A 25,339-nucleotide genomic window follows, 5' to 3' on the forward strand; every position below is an offset into this window, starting at 1 on the left:
ACAATGACAGCCAAAACCATAGCAGACGGTATTTTAAGGGCGATTGCCATACTTTCGGGCATTACACTCCTATTGCTCTTCTTATACAAAATACAATCCGTATTGGTGTATTTGGCTATTGCATTGGTAGCCTCGCTTTTAGGCAGGCCCATAGTCTTGTTTTTGAGAAGAAGACTTAAATTCAATAACACCTTGGCCGTTATCGTGGCCATGCTGTTACTCATCGGGGTCATCGCAGGGATCATCGCTTTATTTATTCCACTTTTGGTGGCGCAAGGCCAAAATCTCTCCTTATTGGATATTGAAGCTTTACAAGCCAATGTTGAGAATTTGTACAGGCAGGTAACCGAATATTTAGGACTGAGTCCATTCGAAATTGAACAGGGAATAAAAAACTCAAAAGTATTCACCAATTTGAATTTTAGCTTTATTCCCGATTTCTTGAATTCATTTGTGAGCGTTCTTGGCAGTTTGAGTATCGGCTTGTTCTCTGTACTATTCATTGCGTTTTTCTTTTTAAAGGACAGTAAACTATTCGAACAAGGCCTATTGGTTTTTGTGCCCGACAATAAAGAAAGTCGTTTAAAGAAATCGATGGATACGATTAAGGACTTACTGTCTAGATACTTTTTGGGACTGGTTTTACAAATAATGATATTGTTCGTTATTTACTCGATTGTCTTGTTCATTTTCGGTATAGAAAATGCCATCGTAATCGCCTTTTTATGCGCCCTCCTGAACCTGATTCCCTACGTGGGTCCGATCATCGGTGGAATCCTTATGATGACCTTGACTATGACCAGTAATTTGGGGTCCGATTTCAGCACGGTAATCCTGCCAAAAACCATCTATGTTATGATCGGTTTTATCATAGGGCAATTGATCGATAATTTCTTCTCCCAACCTTATATTTTTTCCAATAGTGTAAAGTCACATCCTTTGGAAATTTTCTTGGTAATCATCATAGGAGGATTACTGTTCGGGATTACCGGAATGATCATAGCGGTACCCGGATACACCTCGATAAAAGTGATTTTAAAGGAGTTTTTAGCGGAAAACAAGATTGTAAAATCCTTGACCAAAAACTTATAGTTTTACTTTGAATAAAAATATTTTAAATACTGGTGTTCAAGATTTTATATTGAAATATTTGAATACTGACATCATGTCAGTCATACTTAAAAAAAGTCCATTTCCAGAAATTACGCCCCAAGAGCTGGCCGAACAGATCCAGGCGAAAAAAAAATGTGAAAAAAAGCTACCTACCTGGTTCCAAACTCCTAAAATCTATTACCCCAATAAGTTAAATATAGAGCAATCTTCATCAGAAATCGCTGCTGAAAACAAGGCGGAATTAGTAGGTGGAAAAACGCTGGTTGACCTTACCGGAGGAATGGGTGTTGACACCTATGCTTTCAGCAAGAAAATAGAAAAGGTTTACTACTGCGAAATCGATGAAAATCTATCAGAAATCGCGGCTTATAATTTCGGTGTTTTGGGGGTTGAAAATGTGGTGGTCACTTCTATGGATGGATTTGAATTTTTGCGTTGTTCAAACCGTGAATTCGACTGGTTGTATCTAGACCCCTCTCGAAGGTTAGAAAATAAAAACAAAGTGTTTTTACTTTCAGATTGTACACCAAATGTCGTTGAGCATTTACCCCTACTTTTTGAGCACTCTAAACAGATTTTGGTAAAGACTTCCCCCTTGTTGGATCTGACCAATGGCTTACATCAACTAACAAATGTAAAAGAGATCCATATCGTGGCGGTTAAAAATGAGGTCAAGGAAGTGCTTTGGGTGCTTCAAAGGGGATATCTCGGCAAAATAGGGGTTAAGACGATAAATATTATGGAACCAAAAGTCCAAAGCTTTGATTTTTACCTTTCAGAAGAGAAAAACACCACTCCCCTATTAGGACCACCCCTTACTTTTTTATACGAACCCAATACAGCGGTATTAAAGGCAGGTGCATTTAAACTCCTTTCCAAAAAACTAATGGTATATAAGTTGCATGATCATTCCCATTTATATACGTCTAGGAAGCAGGTTGAATTCCCTGGCAGGGTGTTTTATATTGACAAGGTTATTCCTTATCGTAAAAAAGAACTCAAATCCTTAATGGGTACGCAGGCGAATATCACCGTAAGGAACTTTCCTGAAAGTGTTTCCACCATTCGAATAAAATACAAAATAAGGGATGGCGGGGATGTGTACCTTTTTTTCACCAAGCTACAAAATGATCAACTTGCCATAATCAAGGCTTCAAAAAACATTCCGATGAATATATAATGAATCTATTTATCGTATTTAGCTCATAAATAGTCCTGTTGAAATCTTTCAGTTGGCTCCTATTTAAACTAGTGTTTTAACTCGTCAGAACAGCCTATAAGCGCCTGCAACACCCCAAAAACATTACGAAAACGTTTGCGTAGCTGTTTTAGTTCAACCGATCGAGACCCTTTTTTCCAAGACAAATAATACCAATATTTGACAAAATATGACGTGGATTTTTATTTATTGACATGTATTTTTGTTAATATTACCATAAATTTTTGCGGACTATAAAATTGTGGTACTCGAAAATTTGTTTTTATTTACTTAAACTTTAATTTAAACTAACAAACATCAAGGATTATGGATCAAAAACGCGATTACAAATCGTTAAAGCCCAAAAGGAGTCTTATCTCTATTGGTTATGGGCTTTTAACTTTCCTAATTTGTTTAAGCGCCCAAATGGCTTTAGCAAATTCGGAAACATCATTTTTAAAGGTTGAATTAGACAACACCTTTCAATCAACAATTACTGGAATGGTCTCCGATCAAAACGGACCATTGCCCGGAGCGAGTGTTGTAGTAAAAGGTACGACCCAAGGAACGCAAACCGATTTTGATGGTAACTTTACCATTGAAGCGGATAGTGATGCCGTTTTGGTCATCAGTTATATTGGCTATGCCACACAGGAAGTTGCCGTAAATGGTAATACTACAATCAATGTGGTATTGGTTGAAGACGCAAGCCAATTGGAAGAGGTTGTTGTTGTGGGTTATGGCACCCAGACAAGAGGGGACATTACAGGTTCTGTAGCTTCCGTGGATATGGGTGAAGCACTAAAAGCACCTACCAGAAACGCCGCCGAAGCTTTACAAGGTAGGGCATCCGGTGTTACTGTAGTTAATAACAACACACCAGGGGCAGCTCCAAAAATCAATATTCGTGGTTTTGGAACAACGAACAATACAGATCCCTTGTATATTATTGATGGGGTACAAACAGACGACGCCAACTTCTTGAACAATATCAACCCTGCCGATATTGATCAGATGAACGTATTAAAAGATGGTGCCGCGGCGATTTATGGTGCTAGGGCATCCAACGGGGTTGTAATTATTACTACAAAAGGTGGTGGTTACAATATGGATACCGCTGAGATATCAGTGGATATGTATACTGGTTTTTCCCAAATCGCAAATGCGCCAGATTTATTGAATCCGCAGCAACATGCGGATATGCTGTTTCAAAGTTTAACAAATGACGGGGCTGTAATTTCCCATGGGCAATATGATCCCAATGGCACCGGTGTCTTTACCGTACCAACCTCTATTATTGGATATACCAGGGTTCAATCCTATAACCCGATTGTATTTGCGGCTCCAGGTGTCTATACCGCTACTGTAAAACCAGGAGGTACTGATTGGATCGATGAGCTTTCCCGTACGGCACCAATATCCAACTTTTCTGTATCGGTGGCCAACGGCACTGCTTCCGGTAAGTATTTTATGTCTGTCGGTTATTTAGCCAGTGACGGTATTCTTAATAATACAGGGTTTGATCGTGTAAGCACCCGATTGAATTCAGAGTTTAAAATTGGAGAGAAGTTAAGAATAGGGGAACACCTGAATGTTTCTTATTCAAATACCAAAACAGGCAACAACGAGGCCTTCGAGATGGCAATGAGAATATCACCCTTAATACCTGTTAGGGATGACGATGGGGAGTTTGCTGGGGTAGCAGGGCCAAGTCTAAGTAATTCAAGAAACCCGGTTGCCCTTAACTATAGGGCTAGAAATGACTATAACAAACGATATGCCGTCTTTGGGGATGTTTACCTAACCTATGATATATTGGATGAGATAACGTTCAAAACAACTTTGGCCGGTGGTTTTAATACTTTTGACAATAGGGCATTTACCTCATTGGATCCTGAGTTTGGGGAACCAATCTCGGAGAGATCATTGACCGAACAGGATCAAACCAGTTATAACTGGATTTGGACCAATACCTTGAATTATAATAAGACTTTTGGCGACCATACCGTAAATGCCTTGATTGGTATTGAAGCACTGAAAGGCTCAGGCAAGGGGAAACAAATTACCCGTTCTGGTTATTTGTTCGAAGATCCTGATTTTTATTTGCTTAGCAATGGTACAGGGGCTCCCAATGTCAATTACGCCTATGATGGCTTTAATTCCTTGTTCTCGGTATTTGGGACCGCCAATTATTCCTATTTGGACAAATACTTTTTAACCGCTACAATTCGTCGTGATGAGTCTTCCAGATTCGTTGGGGACAATAAGAGCGATATATTTCCATCATTCAGTGCGGGTTGGTTGATCAGTGAAGAGGATTTTTATCCAGCGGATGCTTTTGTTGAACGTTTAAAGTTAAAAGGATCTTGGGGTAAATTAGGAAATCAATCCTTACCGGTTGATAACCCAACTGCCAATATTTCAATATTAAGCGACCAATATGCCAACTATGCCTTAAGTGGTGGTAGTATTGCCACAGGCGCCATATTAAGCCAAGTGGGTAACACCGACCTTAAATGGGAAACCAGTGAAACCACGAATGTTGGTATTGAAACTTTGATGCTCGATAACAAATTAACGTTTGATTTCGAATATTTTAACATCACCACAAAAGATTTGATAACCCAGGATTTCAGTGCAATCAGTTCAACGGCAATCGATGCCAGTGCACCTTATGTGAATCTTGGAAATGTAAAAAATACCGGATTTGACATAGGAATCGGGTATAGTGATAAAACCGATAATGGTTGGTCCTATGGCGTAAGCGCAAATATATCCCATTATAAGAATGAAGTTACCGAATTGATCGATGGTGCACCAGTAACAGGGACTGGAGAGGCTCTAAGAGGACAAACACCAACAAGAACAGAAGTTGGCGAGCCCATGTCCTTTTTCTATGGACGTAATGTAATCGGATTCACCGATACAGGAAGATTTCAGTATGAGGATGTAAACGGTGATGGCACTGTTAATGATGATGACCGAACCAAAATCGGTTCCCCCCATCCTGATTTCACTTACGGAATCAATTTAAATACAGCCTATAAAGGGTTTGATCTATCCTTGTTCTTTAACGGTTCACAAGGAAACGACATTTACAATTTCAATAAATTCTATACCGATTTTCCATCTTTTGTTGGTGGAAATAGAAGTACTAGGGTGTTGGATTCTTGGACCCCAACCAATACGAATGCTACGTTACCGGCATTATCAACAACAATTACCAATAATGAAGGAGATCCCAATTCATATTATGTGGAAGATGGATCCTATTTAAGATTGAAAAATACGCAGATTGGATATACCTTACCACAGGATGTCATCGATAAAATTGGAATGAAATCTTTACGTCTATACGTACAAGCTACCAATTTATTCACAATTACAGGGTATGAGGGTGCCGATCCCGAAATCGTGTCAAACGTACCTGGTGGTGAAAGCGCCAACTTAAGTTTAGGTATTGATGGTAGGGTTTATCCTGCTTCAAGGATATTTACTTTGGGTGCAAATATTAAATTCTAAAAAAAAAGTCATGAAAAGAACAATTGCTTATTTTATTTTGCTAGTTACCATATTAGCATGTAGTAGCGATTTTACCGAGTCACCGGCAGTTGGTGCACTTAGTGATCAATCGCTGAAGAACGAGACCGGGGTGAATTTGTTGCTTACCGGTGCCTATTCTGCCATCGATGGTGTCAGAAATAATGGATTTGGTGAAGGTTGGGCAACCTCTGGAGACAACTGGATTATGGATGTATTGGCAGATGATGCCCATAAAGGAAGTACTGATGGTGACCAACCCGAACTCTATAATATCGAAACCATGAACTGGTCTTCCGGTAGTTCTTATTTCTTAGGAAAATGGGGCGTAATATTTGCTGGTGTCAATAGGGCCAATGCGGTAATCGCATTGATCAACACGATTGAGGAAGGTGATTTCTCGGCACAATTGGCGGAAGCGCGCTTTTTAAGAGGGCATTATAATTTTGAACTTCAAAAAATGTGGGGCAATGTTCCATACATCTCTGAAGAGAATTATGCCGCTACCGAATTCAACCAGCCTAACCCTGGACCTATTTGGGATCAGATCGAGGCCGATTTTCAATATGCCATTGATAATTTACCTACTGCCCAATCACTGGTTGGCAAACCAACAGCATGGGCAGCGAAGGCATTTTTGGGGAAAGCACATTTACACCAATCTGAGTGGGATACTGCTTTTACCCTATTGAATGATGTTGTTGTTAACGGACCGTATGATTTACTACCTGATTTTGTTGATAATTTCAGATTGGCGGGTGATAATAGCGTAGAATCCATTTTTGCAATTCAGTTTACTACCGATGATGGACAATCCTATAACGCGAATGTTCAGGGAGCTTTAAATTTCCCTAACCCAGGACCATTTGGTTCTTGTTGTGGTTTTTATCAGCCTACCCAGGATCTGTTGAATGCTTTTAAAACCGATGGCACAGGATTACCATTATTGGATACATACAATGATTCCGATGTGAATAGTGATTTCGCCATTGATTCCAGTGCACCATTTACGCCTTTTGCCGGACCTTTAGATCCAAGAGCGGATTATACCGTTGGTAGAAGGGGTATCGACTATAACGGGTATGGTGAACATGTTGGTAATGATTGGATCCGTGCTGAGTATAGCGATATTTCCGGTTCCTATTTACCCAAGAAAAATGTGTATTGGTCCGGTGAGACTGCTAACCAAGCCACAGGTGGTTGGGGACAGCAGCTTTCTGGCGTCAATTACCACATTATGCGTTTCGCAGATGTACTTTTGATGGCCGCAGAAGCTGCCGTTGAAAAAAGTAGCCCAGATTTGGCGTTGGCACTTACCTATGTTAACAGAGTACGTGACAGAGCCAAAAATTCGAACTATGTACAAGCTGTAGATGGTTCAGGTGATGCTGCCAATTATCAAATTGAGCCTTATACTGCATTTGGTGATGTAGCTAGTGCTAGAGCCGCGGTTCGTTTCGAACGACGTCTTGAACTAGGTATGGAGGGACATCGTTTATTCGATCTAAGAAGATGGGGTAATTTTGTGGAAGTAATGACTGAATATGCGACCAATGAAGGGCGTACCATTACACCTTTCGGACAAGAAGTGGGCACCTATGAAGAGAAACATTACAGATTCCCAATTCCTGTTAATGCTATAGATTTAAGTGGTGGGATTTTAACTCAAAATCCTGGGTACTAATCAGATCGATTTCATTGATTGAAATTATATTTTGTAGAAAAAGGCATTTTTTTAAATGCCTTTTTTTATTTCCATAAATCACGATTTTGTAGTTCTTTTGCCTTTCACATAGTAGACCATATTTTATTCCTCTAATGAAAAAACTTAAGTATTTATCCCTAGTTTTATTTACAGTACTTGCCTGTAGTAAAAAGAACAACACCCTGTTCTCAAAAATAGCGGCAGACAAATCCGGGATAACCTTCAATAATAAAATTGTTGAAACCGACAGCTTTAACATTTTGAATGTGGAATATATTTTCAATGGTGGCGGAGTCGCCGTGGGAGATTTTAATAATGATAATATCCCTGATCTATTTTTTACCGGCAATCAAGTGCCTAATAAATTGTATTTGAACCAAGGCCAACTAAAATTCAAGGATATTTCCGAAGAAGCTGGTATTGAAGCCAAGGACAAATGGGTCACTGGAATTTCCGTAATAGACATCAACAGTGATGGGCTTTTGGATGTATATCTCTGTGCGGCCATGCTACCTTCAGATAAAGAAAAGGCAAATATGCTCTTCGTGAACCAAGGCATAGACGAAAAAGGGGTTCCCTCTTTCAAAGAAATGGCCGAGGAATATGGGATAGCCGATTCTGGAAATAGTATGAACGCCACATTTTTCGATTATGACAAAGATGGTTTATTAGACCTGTATGTCTTGAACAATGTTGATATTCATGAACTACCGTCAAATTATAGAAAGAAAATAACAGATGGTTCAGCACAAAGTAACGATAGGTTATATCGTAACAACGGGGACAATACCTTTACCGATGTGACCCTAAATGCGGGCATCACCATCGAAGGTTATGGTCTTGGTCTTGCCATCGCCGATATGAACTTTGATGGTTGGACCGATATCTATGTAAGCAATGATTACCTAACCAACGATGTACTTTATATAAACAATGGCGACGGCACTTTCTCGAACAACATAGATCAGAATACCAAACATCAAAGTAAATTTTCGATGGGAAATGACATTTCTGATTTTAATAATGATGGCTTTTTGGATATCATGACCCTGGATATGTTGGGTGAAACCAATTACAGATTAAAAACGACCATTCGGGATACAAAATATAACGATTATGCCTTAAACGATAAGTTTGGTTATGAATACCAGTATATGCGAAATATGCTGCAAATGGGACAGGGTATTGGTATACCTTCCAGCGAAATTGGACTTATGGCCGGGGTAGCGAAAACAGACTGGAGCTGGTCCCCTTTGTTCGTTGATATGGACAATGATGGTCATAGGGATTTGTTGATTACCAACGGATTTCCACGTGATATTACCGACCTTGACTTTGGGGATTTCAAATTCAATGTACAACGTTACTTAAGTCCTATCCATATCCTTGATTCCATTCCCGTGGTTAAAATCCCTAATTATGCTTATAAAAATGAACAAAATGGACGATTCAGCGATGTTGGCCGTGAGTGGGGCCTTAGCATTCCGTCATTTTCCAATGGAGCGGTTTTTGCCGATTTGGACAATGATGGGGATATGGACTATGTGGTGAATAACATCAATGACGAAGCCTTCCTTTTTGAAAATACCCTGAACAATGAACAACATGTAACCCATAACTACATGATGGTTAAATTAAAAGGGCCTAAAACAAATGCCTCCGGGATTGGAGCAAAAATTGTGGTCCGATTTTCCGATGGAACATTCCAATTTCATGAACATCGATTGAATAGAGGGTATATGTCCTCGATTCACGATATTGCCCATTTTGGTCTAGGAAAGACAAACGAGATCGAGTCGCTTGAAATTCTATGGCCCGATGGTAAATTCCAGGCACTCTCGAAAATAAAGGGAAACCAAACCATACACGCAAACTATGTGGATGCCAAGACGATGAACACCGATGATCTTTCATTTCCATTGACATTTAAAAACCCAGCACCGATTTACACAGAAGTTGCACAAAATATTGGTATCGATTATACCCATCAAGAAAAAGACATGATCGATTTTAATGTGCAACGAACCCTACCCCATAAACTGACCCAAAATGGACCATGTTTGGTTGCGGGTGATCTTAATGGCGATGGTACCGAGGATTTTATCGTGGGAAGCGCATCTGGATATTCCCCAGTAGTCTTTTTACAGAAAAAGGATGGGTCTTTTACCAGCGCACCCTTATTCAGTGGTGAAATCGACAAAAAATATGAAGAAGAGGCCATGGCGCTCTTCGATTTAGAGAATGATGGCGACCTTGACCTCTATCTGGTTTCAGGTAGCAATGAGTTTGATAAGGAAAGTAATCTTTATGATGACCGATTAATGATCAATGATGGGAACGGGAATTTTTCATTCGCTCCTGATAAAATGCCCAAAATTAGGGCTAGTGGATCCGTGGTGAAGGCACATGATTTTGATATGGACGGATTCATCGACCTATTTATTGGCGGAAGAACAGCATTTGCCGAATACCCGATTCCTGAGAAGAGCTACCTCCTTAAAAACGTTGAAGGGGTCCTTAAGGACATGACCGAAACGATGTGCCCCTCGTTAAATACTATTGGCATGGTCACAGACGCTACGTGGGCAGATATCGACCAAGACGGACTCAGTGATCTTATTTTGGTAGGGGAATTTATGCCCATCACCGTTTTTAAGAACGAAAAAACGACTTTCAGTAAGTTGGAGGAAACGGGATTGGACAGTCTCTTAGGGTGGTGGGAGAGCCTATTGACCCATGATTTTGATGGAGATGGGGATATGGATTTAGTCGCAGGCAATTTAGGGACGAATAATTTTTATCAACCCTCAAAAGAAAAGTCCGTAACCCTGTTGGCCAAGGATTTTGATAAGAACGGATTCATAGACCCCATACTCTTTTCCTACGTTAGGAGTGATTTTGATGATGATTCCTATAAATCTTACCCTGTGAATTTTTGGGGAGACCTATACAAACAAAGTCCATTATTTAGATCAAAATATAATTATTATAGGGAATATGCAGTCGCAACGCAGCAAAATCTATTATCCCCTGAAGAACTGAAAGATGCTACCGAATTGGTCTTCAATTACGATAAGACCACCTATTTTGAAAATAATGGGAATGGCAATTTCGTGCCGCGACCATTGCCTTGGGAGGCACAAGTAGCCCCTATTAATCGATTTACGGTTACTGATTACAATGCAGACGGCAATACTGATTTGTTATTGATTGGGAACAACTACGGGAATGAAGTGTTCATTGGCCGATATGATGCCTTCAATGGAGGGTTGCTAAAAGGTGATGGCCAAGGAAATTTTGAAATGATCAGCCCCTTGGAAAGTGGATTCTTGGTTCCCGGGGACGCCAAGGATATGATTACCCTTAAAAATGCCCAAGGTTATAACGACTACATCATAGTGACCCAAAACAGGGATAAAATAAAGGTCTTTCAAAAAAAATGACCATAGAGGCAACTGCATAAGAATACGCTATTAAATATTCCACAACTGTGCAGCTAGAACGATTATATCAGTAATACTCGAATCAGTATTCATTACTATGTTTATAATCCCCAAAACGATATTTTACCGTGCGCTTAAGCGGAATCTGCATCCCATTGGTGTTTTCCAACCAATCATAAATTGCCATTGACATTTTTTTGGCAATCTCCTGTTTATCGGGGTCAGCGATTAAATTGTACATCTCATCGGGATCATTCTGAAGATCATAAAGTTCATTACGATCCCAAATTCCATGGTATTTAATATACTTATATCGATCCGTTCGCATACCAAAAACCGTAGGGGTCATGGGAAAGTCATATTCCCAATAGTATTCGTAGAAAATTTCACTTCGGGAAGGTGCATTCATGTCTCCCGTAACTATTGGAATAAATGATACGCCCGGCATATTTGCGGGTTGTTCTATTCCTGCTACTGCCAAAACGGTTGGCCCAATGTCAATATTCTGTACCATTTGTTCCGGTGTCTTACCCCCTTCAAAAAGCTCTGGACAGCGAACCAATAAGGGCACTTTGACCGATTCTTCATAGAAATGTCTTTTATCGATCAGTCCGTGTTCCCCCCAACTAAATCCATTATCTCCCATATAAATAACCAAGGTGGACTCATCTAAGCCTTCTTGTTTCAAATAATCCATGACGGTGCCGATACTTTCATCGACCCCCAACAATGTTTCGCAATAGTCGACCACCATATCATAAATCCCATTATTTTCATGGTACATATAATCAACTCCGTGCCAGCTGATACGCTGATCAGCAACCCATTGCGGCCATTTCAGATCACGGTATTTTCCTGTTTTGGTTTGATCATATGTCGGTGGTAACGCTATTTTCTTCCCCTTATATTTCCCTTTATGCCGTCTTGCGGGTTTAAAAGCCGCATGTACCGCCTTATGGGATAAATACAAAAAGAATGGTTTGTCATTATCCCGTTTATCTAACCAATCCACTGCATGTTCGGTTAACAGGTCCGTGATATAAGTAGAGTCTTTGTAAGCCACACGGGTACCATTGATATTCAATGTGGGATTGTAGTATACGCCTTGTCCTGGAAAACTCTCCCAATGGGTAAATCCTGGCTGGGGTTCGTCTCCATGGTCTCCCATATGCCATTTGCCAAAAAAACCGGTCTGATACCCAGCTTTTTCCAAGTATTGTGGAAAATAGGTGAGATTTCCGGGATCAGGTGCCTGATTATCAACTATCGTGTGGGAGTGCGAGAATTGTCCGGTCAAAATAGAAGCCCTACTTGGTGAGCAAAGGGAAGTTGTGACAAATGCATTGGGCAGATAAGCTCCTTCTATTGCCAGTTTGTCCATATTCGGGGTTTCCAACCAAGGTACTTTTCCAGTAAAGCCCATATAGTCATACCTATGATCATCGGTCAATATAAAGATGACGTTTCTGGGTTTCTTTTTTTTGGAGATTACAGGATCGGTATTTAGAGAAGTATTGTCGGTTATTTCATTACAATAACCATGGCTGAAAAGAAATATAAACCCTAAAAAAATGATGGCGCTCTTAAGCATTCTTAGTATTGTTTTTAGGCTATTAAATATAGTTAATTATTCCTTTTTTGTTGTAGCAACCACCTGTATAATTCCTCGGTCTGATAGGCTTTGACCCAAGAATCATGACCAACATCGGGATACCTTGTAAACTTGACATCATGACCCATTTTTTGTAACTGCCCAACCATCGTTTCTGATTCAGAAATGGGTATGGATCGGTCTTCTTCACCATGAAATACCCAAATAGGCATATTTTTATCGATCCAGGACGCATACGGTACGGGGGTCATGCCACAAACCACGGCTAAGGCAGCAAATTTCTCTGGGTATTGTACGGCCATCTCCCAAGCTGCACCTCCTCCCCTGCTTAACCCTGTCAAATAAATCCTTTTTGGGTCTACCCTATTATGGGCTACAATGGTATCCAATAATTGCACAACGGCCCTGGTGTTCCACCATTTTTTTTTATCCGGATTTTGTGGCGCCAATATTAAAAATGGGAATTGCTTTCCTTCGGCAATCATTTTAGGAGGCCCATTCGTCTTTAGTGTAGCTAGCGTATCGCCCGATTCCCCACCTCCGTGTAAAAACAAAAGCAACGGAAACTTTTCCTTTGCTTTTGTTTCATAGTCTTCCGGATAGTATAGGTAATATCCTAGTTTTTGGACATTTACCGTCTTCATTTCCCCCTCTAGCAGCTGTGATTTTTTTTGGGCCGAACACCCTTGTGATAACAAAAGGAATGATAATAATACCAGATAGTTCTTCATTAAGGTAAGGTACTATTTTATTCCTATATTCTGGATATCCTGAAAATTGAAAAAAGAAAATCTATCTGTTTAAAATAGAAAAGATCGATAAAATCGACCTTAACCTATATCATTATTACTATTTTATCTATACAATGTAAAATGGCCTACATAGCGGATTTTACTCTTGTCGTTCGCGTTGACAACATACCAATAATCCCCTGTCGGTACAGGACTACCATCGTAATTACCGTCCCAATTTAGAATCTGGTCCAAAATAGCCACCACCCTACCATAACGATCATATATCTTCACTTCGATGTTAGGGAAGAATTCCCGGTTCTTTGGAGCCCATACGTCATTATTATTATCACCGTCAGGAGTAAAGAAATTTGGGATCTCCAACATTCCCGTAAACTCGAACGGAACCGTTACAATGGCAACACAACCATTTTGATCTACGACCCTAACCGTAACTGTTGTACTTTCATTGGTCGTATATACATTTTCGCTACCATAAGATTCGCCTTGGAAGAAATACTCATAGCCTCCAAAACCACCATCGGCAGTTGCCGTTAACTCATTAGGTCCGGTTTTCACGGCACTTATCGTAAGGGGATCATAACTTTCAAGGGTAAACTCCTCAAAACTGGTACAACCATTCTCATGATAGATATATACCGTATGGTCCCCAGCAGGAAGGTCTCCCCATGTCGTTTGGGTATCAGCTTGGTTTACATCGTCAACATCAAGAGAGAATAACAGTCTTGGCAATAAGCTACTATCTTGCATTTCAACAGATACCGTACTGTTCGGAAATATACCTTCACAACCATATTGTACAATGGTTTCAGCAGTCAGATCAACCCCGATTTCAATAGGAATAAGGGTGTCGGTACCGCACATGTTGGCATCTTGGACAAAAACAATATAGGTTTCCCCTCCGATTAAACCATCAAAATAGAGACTATCATTACGGGCAAAAACCTCGCTACCATCAGAATTTGGACCTACCAACATGGTCTCATAATAGGAGACCATAGTTACCGGATCAACAAATGGCGTACCCCCTGATATGGATAATTGGGCGGTACCATCGGCATAACCGATACAGGTTTCTGGAGTAGTGGAAACATTATCGATATTTATCTCATCGGGCTCTGTAACGGTAAGGGTTTGTTTTTCAAAACACCCGTTCTCATCCTGTATCAATATTTCGTAACTTCCGGCTGCCAGTTCTTCAAAAGTATAGCTACCTGGGTTCGATGGGTCACTAAAGAATTCATTGAAATGGGGTTCTATGGCAAATTGGATAAGTCCAACGCCTCCACTAGTAACCTCAATCTGGATCGCTCCATCCTCATCCCCAAAACAACTTACAGGAATTGGGGTGGCATTGAATAATATCGGCTCTGGCCTTACGATTTCAAAAGGACCTGCAATATCGCTACAATTTATACCACTTGTTACTGCAATATAGTATGTTGAGCCTGCATCCAGTCCTTCAAAGGTACCATAATCCTGTGGCCCTCTAATTAAACTGGCCGAAGCCGACGGACTAAAAGCATCGATAGGATCACCATCGTACAAATAGAATTGATTGTCACCAACACCGCCATTGATGAACGATTCGATCCTTCCATCAAGTTCAGAGGCACATGAAATGTCATCCGGTTGATTTGGCAATAATGTAATCCCCGTGGCATCGGTCATCGTTATACCATTCGAGGTGACGGCAGGGCAAATATTCAAGGCATTTTTCTTTCTAACATCGAATTGATACGTAATTCCTGCCACACCGGGGAACAATTCAGAAGTTCCTGTCATATCGGTATAAATGCCTACAGGGACGCCATTTTCAAGGGCCAAATATTCATAGGTGAATAATGGATCGGGATTTTCTATGGTCAATCGTATTTCTCCGAGGCCACCACATCCAGGTACCCGGGTTTGAACCAATTTAGGTCGCACCGGTGGTGGCGGGTCAACATAATATGGTTCGGTCACGAACAAACAATCAAAACTTGATGAAACCTCTATGGCATACCATCCTTCACTTATAAATCCACCACTTGCACCAATAAACGTTGGTGTGTTCTGTAGACCACTGGCAGAGGCGATATCCGTATTATCATTACTGTTCAAATAAAGCAAGCGATAGTTGTAACCAGCGCCAGGATATCCACCTGTTGCTCCGGCAATGGCTGTAATTATATCCCCAGAAGTAGGATCGTAAGCCTCAAGGACCGCATTGTTACCTCCAGGACACTGCAAAGATAAAGGCTCTCTAATTCCTGCATCGATTTGAGGTACAGGCGGCAGATTTATTTCAAAAGTATCCGTGCAACCTTCAACATCGCGTATTTCAACCTGATAATCCCCACTTGGTAGGTTGGTAAATATTCTAGTATTAGAGAATGCCACCAATTCGGTAGGATAGGTCGCACCACCATCTGAGCTGACCAATAGTCTGTAGTCATAAGGCGAACCATCCCATCCTCCTTGACCTATGGCTTCAATCTGACCCGTATCATCATTACATCCCGTATTCCCTACTTCTATAGCATCTACCTGAAGCGGACCGTTAGGTGTTCTAATCGTTGCAGAATTACTATCCCCTGAACAGAAAGGAAGTTCATCCGAAACCACCTCAACAAAGAAATTACCCCCTGTTAACCCTGTAATACGGGCTGGATCTCCGTTAATATCAGGAAAATTATTCGTGTCGAAACTACCTGTGGCCAGAACCGTTGTTTTTCCCGGGTCACTGCTGCTATAGACATTGTAGGTATACATTCCTACATAGTCCGAAACTTCAATAAATAGCTCCCCATCATTACCTGGGACAAAACAACTTACTGCTTTCGCCTCACTAATGACTACGGTAGGGCTAATTGGCTCAATTACCGTATGTACTGGCATTGGATAGGTACACCCACCTATGTTGTCGGTAACCTCGAAAATATAATCTCCAACTGCAGGCAAATAAATATCAACATAATCATTGCCGGCTGTATTTGTAACCGGTGTTACGGGTGCCACGGATATGGTAGACACGGTGAAATCGGTCGTTCCTATTACTTGTATCCTAACGCGCTCATCATCCCTACAATTCAATGGGTCTACTTCTGTGATGGTAGAAGTTATATCCCCTGGTGGATCAATAGGTGGTAGGTCGAAAGTGGTTTGACAGCCATTACCATCGATCGCATAAACGGTTATTGTTTGGGTTGACCCATTATCAACAATTTCGAAAGTATCCGATGATTGGTAATTTGTAAATCCTGTTATGCTATACTGGTAACCACTTCCTACGGTTCCAGGATTGGAAGGATCTACAGCTACCGTAATTATGGTAGAGCTATAACGGTTTGCGCCATTTTCACATGTGAATGGTGGCGCGCTAGCGGTAATCGCAAAATCCTCAGGATTATCAATAAAGTGAATTGCTGACAATGCAGAACAACCCCGTGGAGTCAATACCTCCACTTGATAATTGGCCTCTGGTAGATTTGAAAACGAACCTGTATTGTTTCTTGTTACTTCTGTACTGGTATCTGTATTGGTCAAAATGAACTCAATAGGCGTATCAACTATACTGGTCGGATCTAGAATAATATCCAAACCTCCATCATTTACATTGTAACAACTGATATCCCTTGGGATTTCCGCTGTAATTAAAGGAGGTACAGCAGCAATCAAATCAATGGTATCCGTAGCGGTACATAAGGTTTCAGTATCTGTAACTACCACTTGGTACTGTCCTGATCCATACCCGGAAAAAACACCGGTCGTATTATCATCGATATAAGTTCCTACGCCATCTTGTAACTCATAATTGTATGTGGTACCACTACCTCCATTGACCGTGGCCGTCAAAATTCCGTCGGCGGCCAAACAGGTTGGTGCTGAGGTAAATGAAACCGAAACCGATAAGAATTCATAAACCCTTGCGGTATTTTGTCCCGTACAACCATTGGCATCGACCACGTCGACGATATAATCACCAGGGGAACTTACATTGAAGGTATATTCATAAACCAAACCGTTCAGCACACCATATTGCGAATCACCACCCAGAGTGAAAAGGGGCGTATCAACCGTATTGGGTACACTAACCGTAATATCAAAAGAGGTCGATGTTACAATACACTGATTGTCAACATTTGTAGTAATCAAAGGTGCTGCATCGATAGGTATTATACTTGCTATAGCAAACGAGCTACAACCGCTGCTGTCCATTACATACACATCATAATCACCTGCCGGACCAAAGAAAGTAGTCTCAGTACCATAATCTGTGCCTGCTGGGATATTACCCTGGGGCATAAAGGCATAAGTGTATGGTCCACCATCGCCTCCACGACCTTGAACTGTAATTGATCCATCAGCATTACAATTGGCAGGTGTTAGATCAAGGATATCAATAGCCGGCAGATTCTGATCGATGGTCACCGCACTGGCATCGGTACAGGTGTCGGTTAAATTGGTTACTATGATCTGATAATCCCCTGCAGGGGTAAAATAACTACCCGTATGTGGATCGGTAGTGGTTGTAACCGAAGGTTCCAAATCTATTCTTAACCCTGTTTGTTCATCCAAGAGTTCAATCCGCAATTGATCGCCTATTATGAATCCCGTTATCGAATATAGGATTTCGCCATCAGGATTGGGGAAACATGCCGCTGGATTAGAACTGGCGGTTACATCCAAAAGGGAAGGACCTTCAATCGGAGGAATTTCTTGTTGGTAAATACATCCTGTAACCAGATCCCTTACATCAACGGTATAAGCTACTCCGTATTGAATACCATCGGTAGCATTGCTAAAGGTATGGTCGTTTGCACCAGGTGTATTATTTAAAGGATAAAATGCAGGCTGATGTTCCAATTTTATCTCGTAAGAACCCGATCCACCACTAACACTTACCGCATAAGTAAACCCGGTATCATCACAAATTATAGGAACTGGCGGAGGAATAGGGGTTATAACCACCTCATTGGTCGTTATGGTCACAAAATCTTCATCAATACATCCATAGGCATCCACTGTGATTACCCTATAGTCGCCAGGTATCAAGGCTGGATCCGTTATATCTAAGGGTAGCGCACCAAGTCCAACGTTATCCTGTCTCGTAATTTGATTGCCCAAAAGATCCTCAATGACAAAACTGAAGTCCGGCGTACCATCGGTCACACTATTAATCCGAATTCCACCACTTACGACCGTCGTTGAACAAACCGCCTGTATTTCCGAGACATTTGAATCAGGTGGTGGGGTGCTATCCAATAGAATATCAACCGTACCATTATATTCACATCCCCTGGCATCTCGAATAACCACAGGATAAGTGCCTACGGCCAAATTGGAGAACGAGCGCTGGTCACTGAATCCTAGGTTGTTAAAATTGATTTCATAAGGGGGTATACCGTCGGTGGCATCCGGTGTAATTACTACCCTACCATTAGCTACATTACCACAGCTAACTGGAAATATTTCCAGTGTTGGAGGTAATAGTGAAATTGGTGGAGCCAAATTAACGGGACTGGAATCCGCAGTACATCCTTCATTATCCACTACTCTAAAAACATAGTCCCCAGGAGTAGTCGTATCATAAATAAAATTTGTCGAGGTCAAGGGTACTGGCCCAGAAAATGTTACCCCATTATCAGAACTAACCTCATATTGTTTTGTTCCTGCACCAGCCGTATATCCGCCGGCTACAATTACCCGAATTTGCCCTGGAGCACCACCACATGGTATTTCAGAAACTATATTGGTATATACCCTTAGTTGTGGATTAATGGTAACATTGATGTTGTCCCTACAATTGTTACTGTCCCTAACTTCCACCGAGTAGCTGCCCGGGTTTAGACCGGTGAAATTTGGAGCCGCTTGCCAAGAGCCTCCATTAACACGGTATTCATGACTTGCCAATGGAGCTGTACCTGCAGTTGAGGTGACGGCTATAGTTGCCCCAGTTCCAGGAACATAGCAGAAATCAGAAGCAGCTGCATCCAAGGATATCGTCGGGGCATTAAGGGGTGTTAGATCAAAATTGAAAGTCGTGGTACAACCTTCAGAATCCTCAACAGATAAGGTATAGGTGCCCGCCACTGATAGATTACTAAAAGTTCTTCCAGATCGGGGACCGATTGGTGGGCCTGAAGGAGGTGTTAAGGTATAACTATAGGTTCCCCAACCCCCTGTAGCATTGGCCACTACCCTGCCTCGATTGTTGTTGGCACAACTCATGGGTGTAACAACACTGGTGCTCAAGTCTATTGGTGCCGCTTGTTGGATATCGAATGAAGCGGTATCGGTACATCCCGTATCGGCATCGGTAACGATAATAGTATAGGTGCCCGCGCCTGAAGGAGGCAATACAACTTCCAAATCATTTTGCGGACCTCCAGAGAAAAGTCCACCATTGATATCCCAAGTATAGTTATTGGCGAAACCATCGATCAAAAAGGTTCCCGAACCATCGGTAGCTCCATCACAAACTTTTAGATCACCACCTGATTTAACCCTAGCCCTAATGGAGCTGATTTGGGCTGGAATAAACGCCTCGGTATAGGTGCAATTATTGGCATCTGTTATTTGGAAAATATAGGAGGTATTGGTACTCAACCCTATAAAAGTATCGCTAGCCCCGTTATCGATGATAAGGGGGCTTATTACCGAATAATTGGTAATTGGGGCATTACTGGTGGGTGTCAATTGTACATCCGAAGTCCCTAATGAACAATTAATGTTGCTTTGCACAAAGGTAAGATCCGTCGGTGGATCAACATCCAATATGGTAATGGGCGTCAATTCCAATCGGCATCCTCCTCCATCTTCGATCATAGGGGTATAGGTACCCGTTGACAGATTAGGATACGAAGTGATTCCTGTAAAATTCAATCCGTCAATACTAAACACATATCCACTACCAGATCCTCCTGTAAAAGGACCGACAAAATCTATCTGACCTCCATTGACCCCTCCGCTTCCATCACATGTGCGGTCGGAAATCTTGGTTGCAGAACCTGAAATTACACCAACACTGGAAACCGTTACATCAGGCAAGGGCATTGTACATTCAAATCCTCCTTGTTGGTATCGTACTTCCAATTGGTTATAGAGTGTACCAGCGGGGGTAGCTGGGACTGAAATCTCAGAAGTAGTCTCCCAAGGGTCAGAACTATTCACCCTAAATGAGAGGTTGTAACCACGCGCATCGGAAACATTGAAATTGATTTTCGCACCTCCATTGGAGCAAGTACCATCCGTTCCACTAGCTGATACCACTGGCGGTAGTAATGTTTCGACACTAGCCGATGCGGTAATCGTACAATTATTACTGTCGGTAATTAAAAAATTATAGGTACCGGCACTTGTTACCGTATATGTGGTAGTACCCGTATAAGAAGGTTGTGAAGGGCCGCCATTTACGGTAAATGTATAAGGTGCGGACCCACCGGAAGTATCAACGGTAATATCAACATCCGAAATAATATTGGGGGCAATAGAACACCCAAAGCTACTATTGACCTCTGTTGAGGCATCAAGGGGCGACAATCCATTCCCTATTACAATAGGGTTGCCAGAATCATCCAAACTTTCCCTTGGAGGGTCTATACCATTCAAAGGATCTCCAGTACATTGTTGTGTCTCGACCTGTACGGTATACGTACCAAAACCTACCGCTGAAAAGGTATAAGGATTTGTAGAAACAAAGGCCGTAAACTCTTGGGCAACACCATTCTCATCCAATAAAGTGTACTTATAAGGACCAGGAACATTGTTCGCAGTTACCGTTATCGACCCTGTTTGTCCAAAACACTGGGCATCAACAAAGGTGACCCCTATATCAATGTCCAATTGATTAATGGTTATGGGTGCATAAGGATATTCGCAAGCGTCAGGTGTATTCTGTAAACGTGCTAAAACGTTATAGGTGCCCGGAGTTAAATTATTAAATATAGGGCCTTGCCATGGGCCAAAACCACTACCATTGTCAATACTGAATTCATATGCGCTTGAAAGATTCGTAATTTGAATCCTTCCCGGTACCCCACAGATGTAATCCTGCTTTACAAACGTCTGGGTAATCGTACTTTTCTTTACTTTGAAGTAATAATATGGGCCTGATCCGTTTGCCCGAACCCTGAATTCAGCACCAGTGGTAGAGGGAATAGTGCTTGCATCAATAGTGAAATTTTGTGAGGTACTGATTTGGGTATAGCACGAATTATTGGTATCTGGACAATCCTCGTTGATATCCGCAGAACAAGATCCTCCTAAAACTTCCCAGGATACCGAACCAAAAGGTCCACCTGCCAAGGAGACTACCCTATCATCGGAATCACCGCAAAGATTGAATCTTGCGACCGTACTTCCGTCGTTGGGACACCCTACCTCTTCATCAGCTCCCTGAATGATGGTCATGAACATGGGTAACGGAGCCATCGCCGTTGCCGTTTTATAATCCTCAACAATAATTGGGGTAACATCTAAAACTGCACTTTCGGATGACGACTTTGAAATTTCCGGGGAAACAGCTTCCTTAATAGCTTCAGAAATCCCGGCCAACACATTGTAGTCGTGATTGGCAATAGCCGAAGTACAAACTGCTGAAAGTAGTACCAGCAATAAGGCATACAAAATATGCCGTGGGCTTTTTGGGAGCATAGGTTAAGTCAGTTTTGGCAAGAATATCCTAGAATTGGGGATTAAGTATATTCTTTAGCGTAATTGTTTAAACTTATATTTTCTATTTATCTTTAGGCCGAAAGCCTTTCATATAATATTTAATTTTAACGTCAAATTATGAAAAATAGTATTATATACTTCTATTTATTCGTTGTAACGCTTAATTTATCATGCGCCCAGGATGCTGAAAATAAAGTAAATACGCCTAATGAGGTTCCTTTTTCCGCTGAGCTTTTCGTCGATGGACTCCAAATTCCATGGGCAATGGCTTTTCTCCCAGATGGTAGTATGCTGATTACCGAAAAATCCGGTAGTATCATTCATTTTAAAGATGGACAAAAAACATCTGTGGCCAATGTTCCTCCAGTATATGTTAGGGGACAAGGCGGTTTGCTGGATATATTTTTACATCCTGATTACAAGAACAATGGTTGGATTTATTTTACATACGCTTCCGAGGAAGGGGATGAAAAAGGAGGGCACACAGCTTTGATGCGTGCAAAGCTAAAAGATAATGCTCTGGTAGACAATGAATTACTTTATAAGGCGGGTCCAAATACAACCAAAGGCCAACATTTTGGCTCACGCATTGCCTTCGATAATGATGGATACCTTTATTTCTCCATCGGTGAACGTGGAGCGCGCGATGAAAATCCTCAGGACATCACTAGGGATGGTGGTAAAATCTATAGATTGAATGATGATGGAAGTATTCCTGAAGACAACCCTTTTGTAGGTGAAGAAGGTACAAAAACGGCCATTTATAGTTATGGACATCGGAATCCACAAGGTTTGGTAAAACATCCGGAAACCGGTGAAATCTGGGACCATGAACATGGCCCTAAGGGTGGCGACGAAATCAATATCATCGAGAAAGGGGCCAATTATGGATGGCCTGTAATAACTTATGGGATTAACTATAGTGGAACCCCGATTACCGATAAAACCGAAATGGAGGGAATGGAACAGCCTATTTATTATTGGGTACCTTCCATCGCCCCGAGTGGGATGGCCTTTGTAACTTCTGACAAATACCCTGATTGGAAGGGAAGTTTACTTGTTGGTTCCCTGGCATTTCAATATTTGGAACGATTGACCTTGGAGGGTACCAAAGTTGTCAATCGTGAGAAATTGTTGGAAGATATGGGAAGGGTCCGCGATGTACGCCAAGGACCTGATGGATTTATTTACGTGGCTATAGAAGGGAAAGGAATTTATAGATTGACACCAAAATCCTGATCGATTTATGAAGCAATTGGTTCTTACCTATTTGGTAGGTATTTTATGTGTTGGAATAACACTTGGTCAGGATTTAGAACTTGAAGAAAGCATACAACGCGGCAGTGAGATATATATCGATTTCTGTATTACTTGCCATAAGGGCGATGGGAAAGGTGTAAAATATACATTTCCGCCTTTGGCCCAATCGGATTATCTACTGCAAAATCGAGAGGCGAGTATTAGAGGAATTAAATACGGTAATGATGGGGAAATGGTCGTAAATGGGGTTACCTATAACAATACAATGGACCAAATGGGATTGGATGACGAGGAAATTGCCGATGTTATGAACTACATTTTGAATTCTTGGGGCAATTCTTCTAACGAACGGGTCACAATCAAGGAAGTGGAAGCGGTGACAAAATAGCCGTTCAATGACCTTCCGCATCTAAGGCCTTCTTTACCGAGCCATGTTTTTTGAGCAATAGTTCTGCCTCGTTGTAATCTACACCCAATCCTTCAACCAAATATCGGGTACCTCGGTCTACAAGTTTTGTATTCGTCAATTGCATATTCACCATTTTATTGCCCTTTACACGTCCTATTTTTATCATCAAAGCCGTGGTAATCATGTTTAAAACAAGTTTTTGGGAAGTACCACTTTTCATGCGTGTACTTCCCGTAACAAACTCTGGGCCTACACTTACTTCAATCGGGATGTCTGCAACAACGGCTAAAGGGGATCCTGGATTATTGGTAATACCTGCAGTGAGCAATCCATGTTTCTTTGCCTCTTCCAGTCCACCGATGACATAAGGGGTTGTGCCTGAGGCGGCAATACCAACAATTACATCATTTTTGGTTACTTCATACTTTTTTAAATCAAGCCAAGCTTGGTTCTTGTCATCCTCTGCATTTTCGACAGCCTTTCTGATAGCGGCATCCCCACCAGCAATCAATCCTATCACGCGATCATAGGGCATACCGAAAGTGGGAGGGATTTCGGAAGCATCCAAAATACCAAGTCTTCCACTGGTCCCCGCTCCTATATAAAATAATCGTCCTCCTTTCTCAAAACGTTCAACCAACGCATTGACTAGTTTGGTAATCTGCGGAATGACGAGAGCGACAGCTGCTGCAACCTTTTGATCTTCATTATTCATATTTTCAAGAATTGAAGATGTCTCCATGGCCTCTAAATGGTCATAATTAGAAGGGGTTTCGGTAATCTTTTCATACTTCATAGTCATAAATATCAAATAAGATGGACATTGTTATTCCTAAAAAGTTTCAGTTGGTCATCATCTGGCGACAACTCCGTGATCATGGTATTAATGGCGTTCATATCACACGTTTTGTACCTATGTCTTGAATTCAATTTTTCGGATATGCACAAAAGTACCGTTTTTTTCGAGGCCTGCACAACAGCTTTTTTAACTTGTACGATATCCCAATCGAACTCCGTGAGTCCATACGAAGCATCGACGTAACCCGTACCTATAAAACTATAATCTACTTTGATTTCAGAAAGTGTATGGGTGGGGGTGGACCCTATTGCCATTTGTGGTTCTTTGGATATCGTACCTCCAATGAATATAACATCCACATTGGGCTTACTGTTCAATTCCATGGCCACTGGCAGACTTAATGTAAAACAGGTTAATTTTAAATTCGCAGGGATAATTCGCGCCAATTCCATGCACGTGGTACCCCCATCAATAAAAATGACACCTTCATTCTTAAGCAAAGATGCTGCTTTCTCCGCAATGGTTATTTTTTGGGAAAGGGCATAGATATTGGTATTTCTGGTACTACTACTGGTGAATCCCAAAGAAATGGCTCCCCCGTGTACTTTTCTTAATTTATTCTCCTTGTCCAATTCTTTGACATCCCTACGTGCCGTATCGATCGAAACATCCAATATCTCCGCGATATCGGTAAGCAAGATCCTATTGTGCAATTCAACCTGGGACAATATGGCCTGATGGCGCTCTTCTTTTAACATAAATCTCATTCTTGATAGCACAAAGATAACAAAAGTATTTAATTGCAATTTTATTCCGTTTTTAAAATATTTTTGAATTATTTGGCTTATTT

At 41.3% G+C, this 25,339-nt stretch carries 12 protein-coding genes; 7 read left to right on the forward strand and 5 right to left on the reverse strand.

Annotated elements, in window-relative coordinates:
- Positions 1-3 precede the first annotated feature (3 nt).
- The 5 genes from HPE63_RS04270 to HPE63_RS04290 all read left to right on the forward strand — a co-directional run bounded on the left by HPE63_RS04270 (position 4) and on the right by HPE63_RS04290 (position 10,999).
- On the forward strand, positions 4-1,092 hold the full coding sequence (locus HPE63_RS04270; protein ID WP_188312974.1) for an AI-2E family transporter: 1,089 nt from the start codon (positions 4-6) through the stop codon (positions 1,090-1,092).
- Positions 1,093-1,165: 73 nt separating this feature from the next.
- Complete coding sequence (locus HPE63_RS04275) at positions 1,166-2,293, forward strand: THUMP-like domain-containing protein (protein ID WP_317172897.1); 1,128 nt, start codon at positions 1,166-1,168, stop codon at positions 2,291-2,293.
- 444 nt (positions 2,294-2,737) lie between these two features.
- Positions 2,738-5,833, forward strand: coding sequence for a SusC/RagA family TonB-linked outer membrane protein (locus HPE63_RS04280; protein WP_188312976.1), 3,096 nt, complete (start codon positions 2,738-2,740; stop codon positions 5,831-5,833).
- Between the two features lie 10 nt (positions 5,834-5,843).
- Positions 5,844-7,535: a RagB/SusD family nutrient uptake outer membrane protein gene (locus HPE63_RS04285; protein ID WP_188312977.1), complete on the forward strand. Its 1,692-nt coding sequence runs from the start codon at positions 5,844-5,846 to the stop codon at positions 7,533-7,535.
- A gap of 134 nt (positions 7,536-7,669) precedes the next feature.
- Complete coding sequence (locus HPE63_RS04290) at positions 7,670-10,999, forward strand: VCBS repeat-containing protein (RefSeq protein ID WP_188312978.1); 3,330 nt, start codon at positions 7,670-7,672, stop codon at positions 10,997-10,999.
- 82 nt (positions 11,000-11,081) lie between these two features.
- Here HPE63_RS04290 and HPE63_RS04295 read toward each other — a convergent pair whose 3' ends face one another.
- The 3 genes from HPE63_RS04295 to HPE63_RS04305 form a co-directional block, all read right to left on the reverse strand.
- Entirely contained in the window at positions 11,082-12,590 is a 1,509-nt protein-coding gene (locus HPE63_RS04295) for a sulfatase family protein (protein WP_188312979.1), read from the reverse strand.
- Positions 12,591-12,622: 32 nt separating this feature from the next.
- Positions 12,623-13,342: a carboxylesterase family protein gene (locus HPE63_RS04300; RefSeq protein ID WP_188312980.1), complete on the reverse strand. Its 720-nt coding sequence runs from the start codon at positions 13,340-13,342 to the stop codon at positions 12,623-12,625.
- 123 nt (positions 13,343-13,465) lie between these two features.
- Positions 13,466-22,000: a T9SS type B sorting domain-containing protein gene (locus HPE63_RS04305; RefSeq protein WP_188312981.1), complete on the reverse strand. Its 8,535-nt coding sequence runs from the start codon at positions 21,998-22,000 to the stop codon at positions 13,466-13,468.
- Positions 22,001-22,138: 138 nt separating this feature from the next.
- Here HPE63_RS04305 and HPE63_RS04310 point away from each other — a divergent pair, with 138 nt between their 5' ends.
- On the forward strand, positions 22,139-23,260 hold the full coding sequence (locus tag HPE63_RS04310) for a PQQ-dependent sugar dehydrogenase (RefSeq protein WP_188312982.1): 1,122 nt from the start codon (positions 22,139-22,141) through the stop codon (positions 23,258-23,260).
- Between the two features lie 7 nt (positions 23,261-23,267).
- Positions 23,268-23,669, forward strand: a complete 402-nt coding sequence (locus tag HPE63_RS04315) for a c-type cytochrome (protein ID WP_188312983.1) — start codon at positions 23,268-23,270, stop codon at positions 23,667-23,669.
- 4 nt (positions 23,670-23,673) lie between these two features.
- Here the strand turns inward: HPE63_RS04315 and murQ are convergent, their stop codons facing one another.
- Together murQ and HPE63_RS04325 are read right to left on the reverse strand one after the other, a co-directional pair.
- On the reverse strand, positions 23,674-24,486 hold the full coding sequence (gene murQ / locus HPE63_RS04320; protein WP_188312984.1) for an N-acetylmuramic acid 6-phosphate etherase: 813 nt from the start codon (positions 24,484-24,486) through the stop codon (positions 23,674-23,676).
- 11 nt (positions 24,487-24,497) lie between these two features.
- The gene (locus tag HPE63_RS04325) at positions 24,498-25,247 is read right to left on the reverse strand and encodes a DeoR/GlpR family DNA-binding transcription regulator (RefSeq protein ID WP_188312985.1); all 750 of its coding nucleotides are present in this window, start codon (positions 25,245-25,247) and stop codon (positions 24,498-24,500) included.
- Between the last annotated feature and the right edge of the window lie 92 nt (positions 25,248-25,339).

The sequence above is a fragment of the Maribacter arenosus genome (genome assembly GCF_014610845.1).
Classification (GTDB): domain Bacteria; phylum Bacteroidota; class Bacteroidia; order Flavobacteriales; family Flavobacteriaceae; genus Maribacter_A; species Maribacter_A arenosus.

Coding starts and splice junctions, on each gene's coding strand:
- HPE63_RS04290 (WP_188312978.1), top strand. CDS start 7,670: ATGAAAAAACTTAAGTATTTATCCCTAGTTTTATTTACAGTACTTGCC.
- HPE63_RS04305 (WP_188312981.1), bottom strand. CDS start 22,000: ATGCTCCCAAAAAGCCCACGGCATATTTTGTATGCCTTATTGCTGGTA.
- murQ (WP_188312984.1), bottom strand. CDS start 24,486: ATGAAGTATGAAAAGATTACCGAAACCCCTTCTAATTATGACCATTTA.
- HPE63_RS04295 (WP_188312979.1), bottom strand. CDS start 12,590: ATGCTTAAGAGCGCCATCATTTTTTTAGGGTTTATATTTCTTTTCAGC.
- HPE63_RS04315 (WP_188312983.1), top strand. CDS start 23,268: ATGAAGCAATTGGTTCTTACCTATTTGGTAGGTATTTTATGTGTTGGA.
- HPE63_RS04300 (WP_188312980.1), bottom strand. CDS start 13,342: ATGAAGAACTATCTGGTATTATTATCATTCCTTTTGTTATCACAAGGG.
- HPE63_RS04310 (WP_188312982.1), top strand. CDS start 22,139: ATGAAAAATAGTATTATATACTTCTATTTATTCGTTGTAACGCTTAAT.
- HPE63_RS04285 (WP_188312977.1), top strand. CDS start 5,844: ATGAAAAGAACAATTGCTTATTTTATTTTGCTAGTTACCATATTAGCA.
- HPE63_RS04325 (WP_188312985.1), bottom strand. CDS start 25,247: ATGTTAAAAGAAGAGCGCCATCAGGCCATATTGTCCCAGGTTGAATTG.
- HPE63_RS04275 (WP_317172897.1), top strand. CDS start 1,166: ATGTCAGTCATACTTAAAAAAAGTCCATTTCCAGAAATTACGCCCCAA.
- HPE63_RS04270 (WP_188312974.1), top strand. CDS start 4: ATGACAGCCAAAACCATAGCAGACGGTATTTTAAGGGCGATTGCCATA.
- HPE63_RS04280 (WP_188312976.1), top strand. CDS start 2,738: ATGGCTTTAGCAAATTCGGAAACATCATTTTTAAAGGTTGAATTAGAC.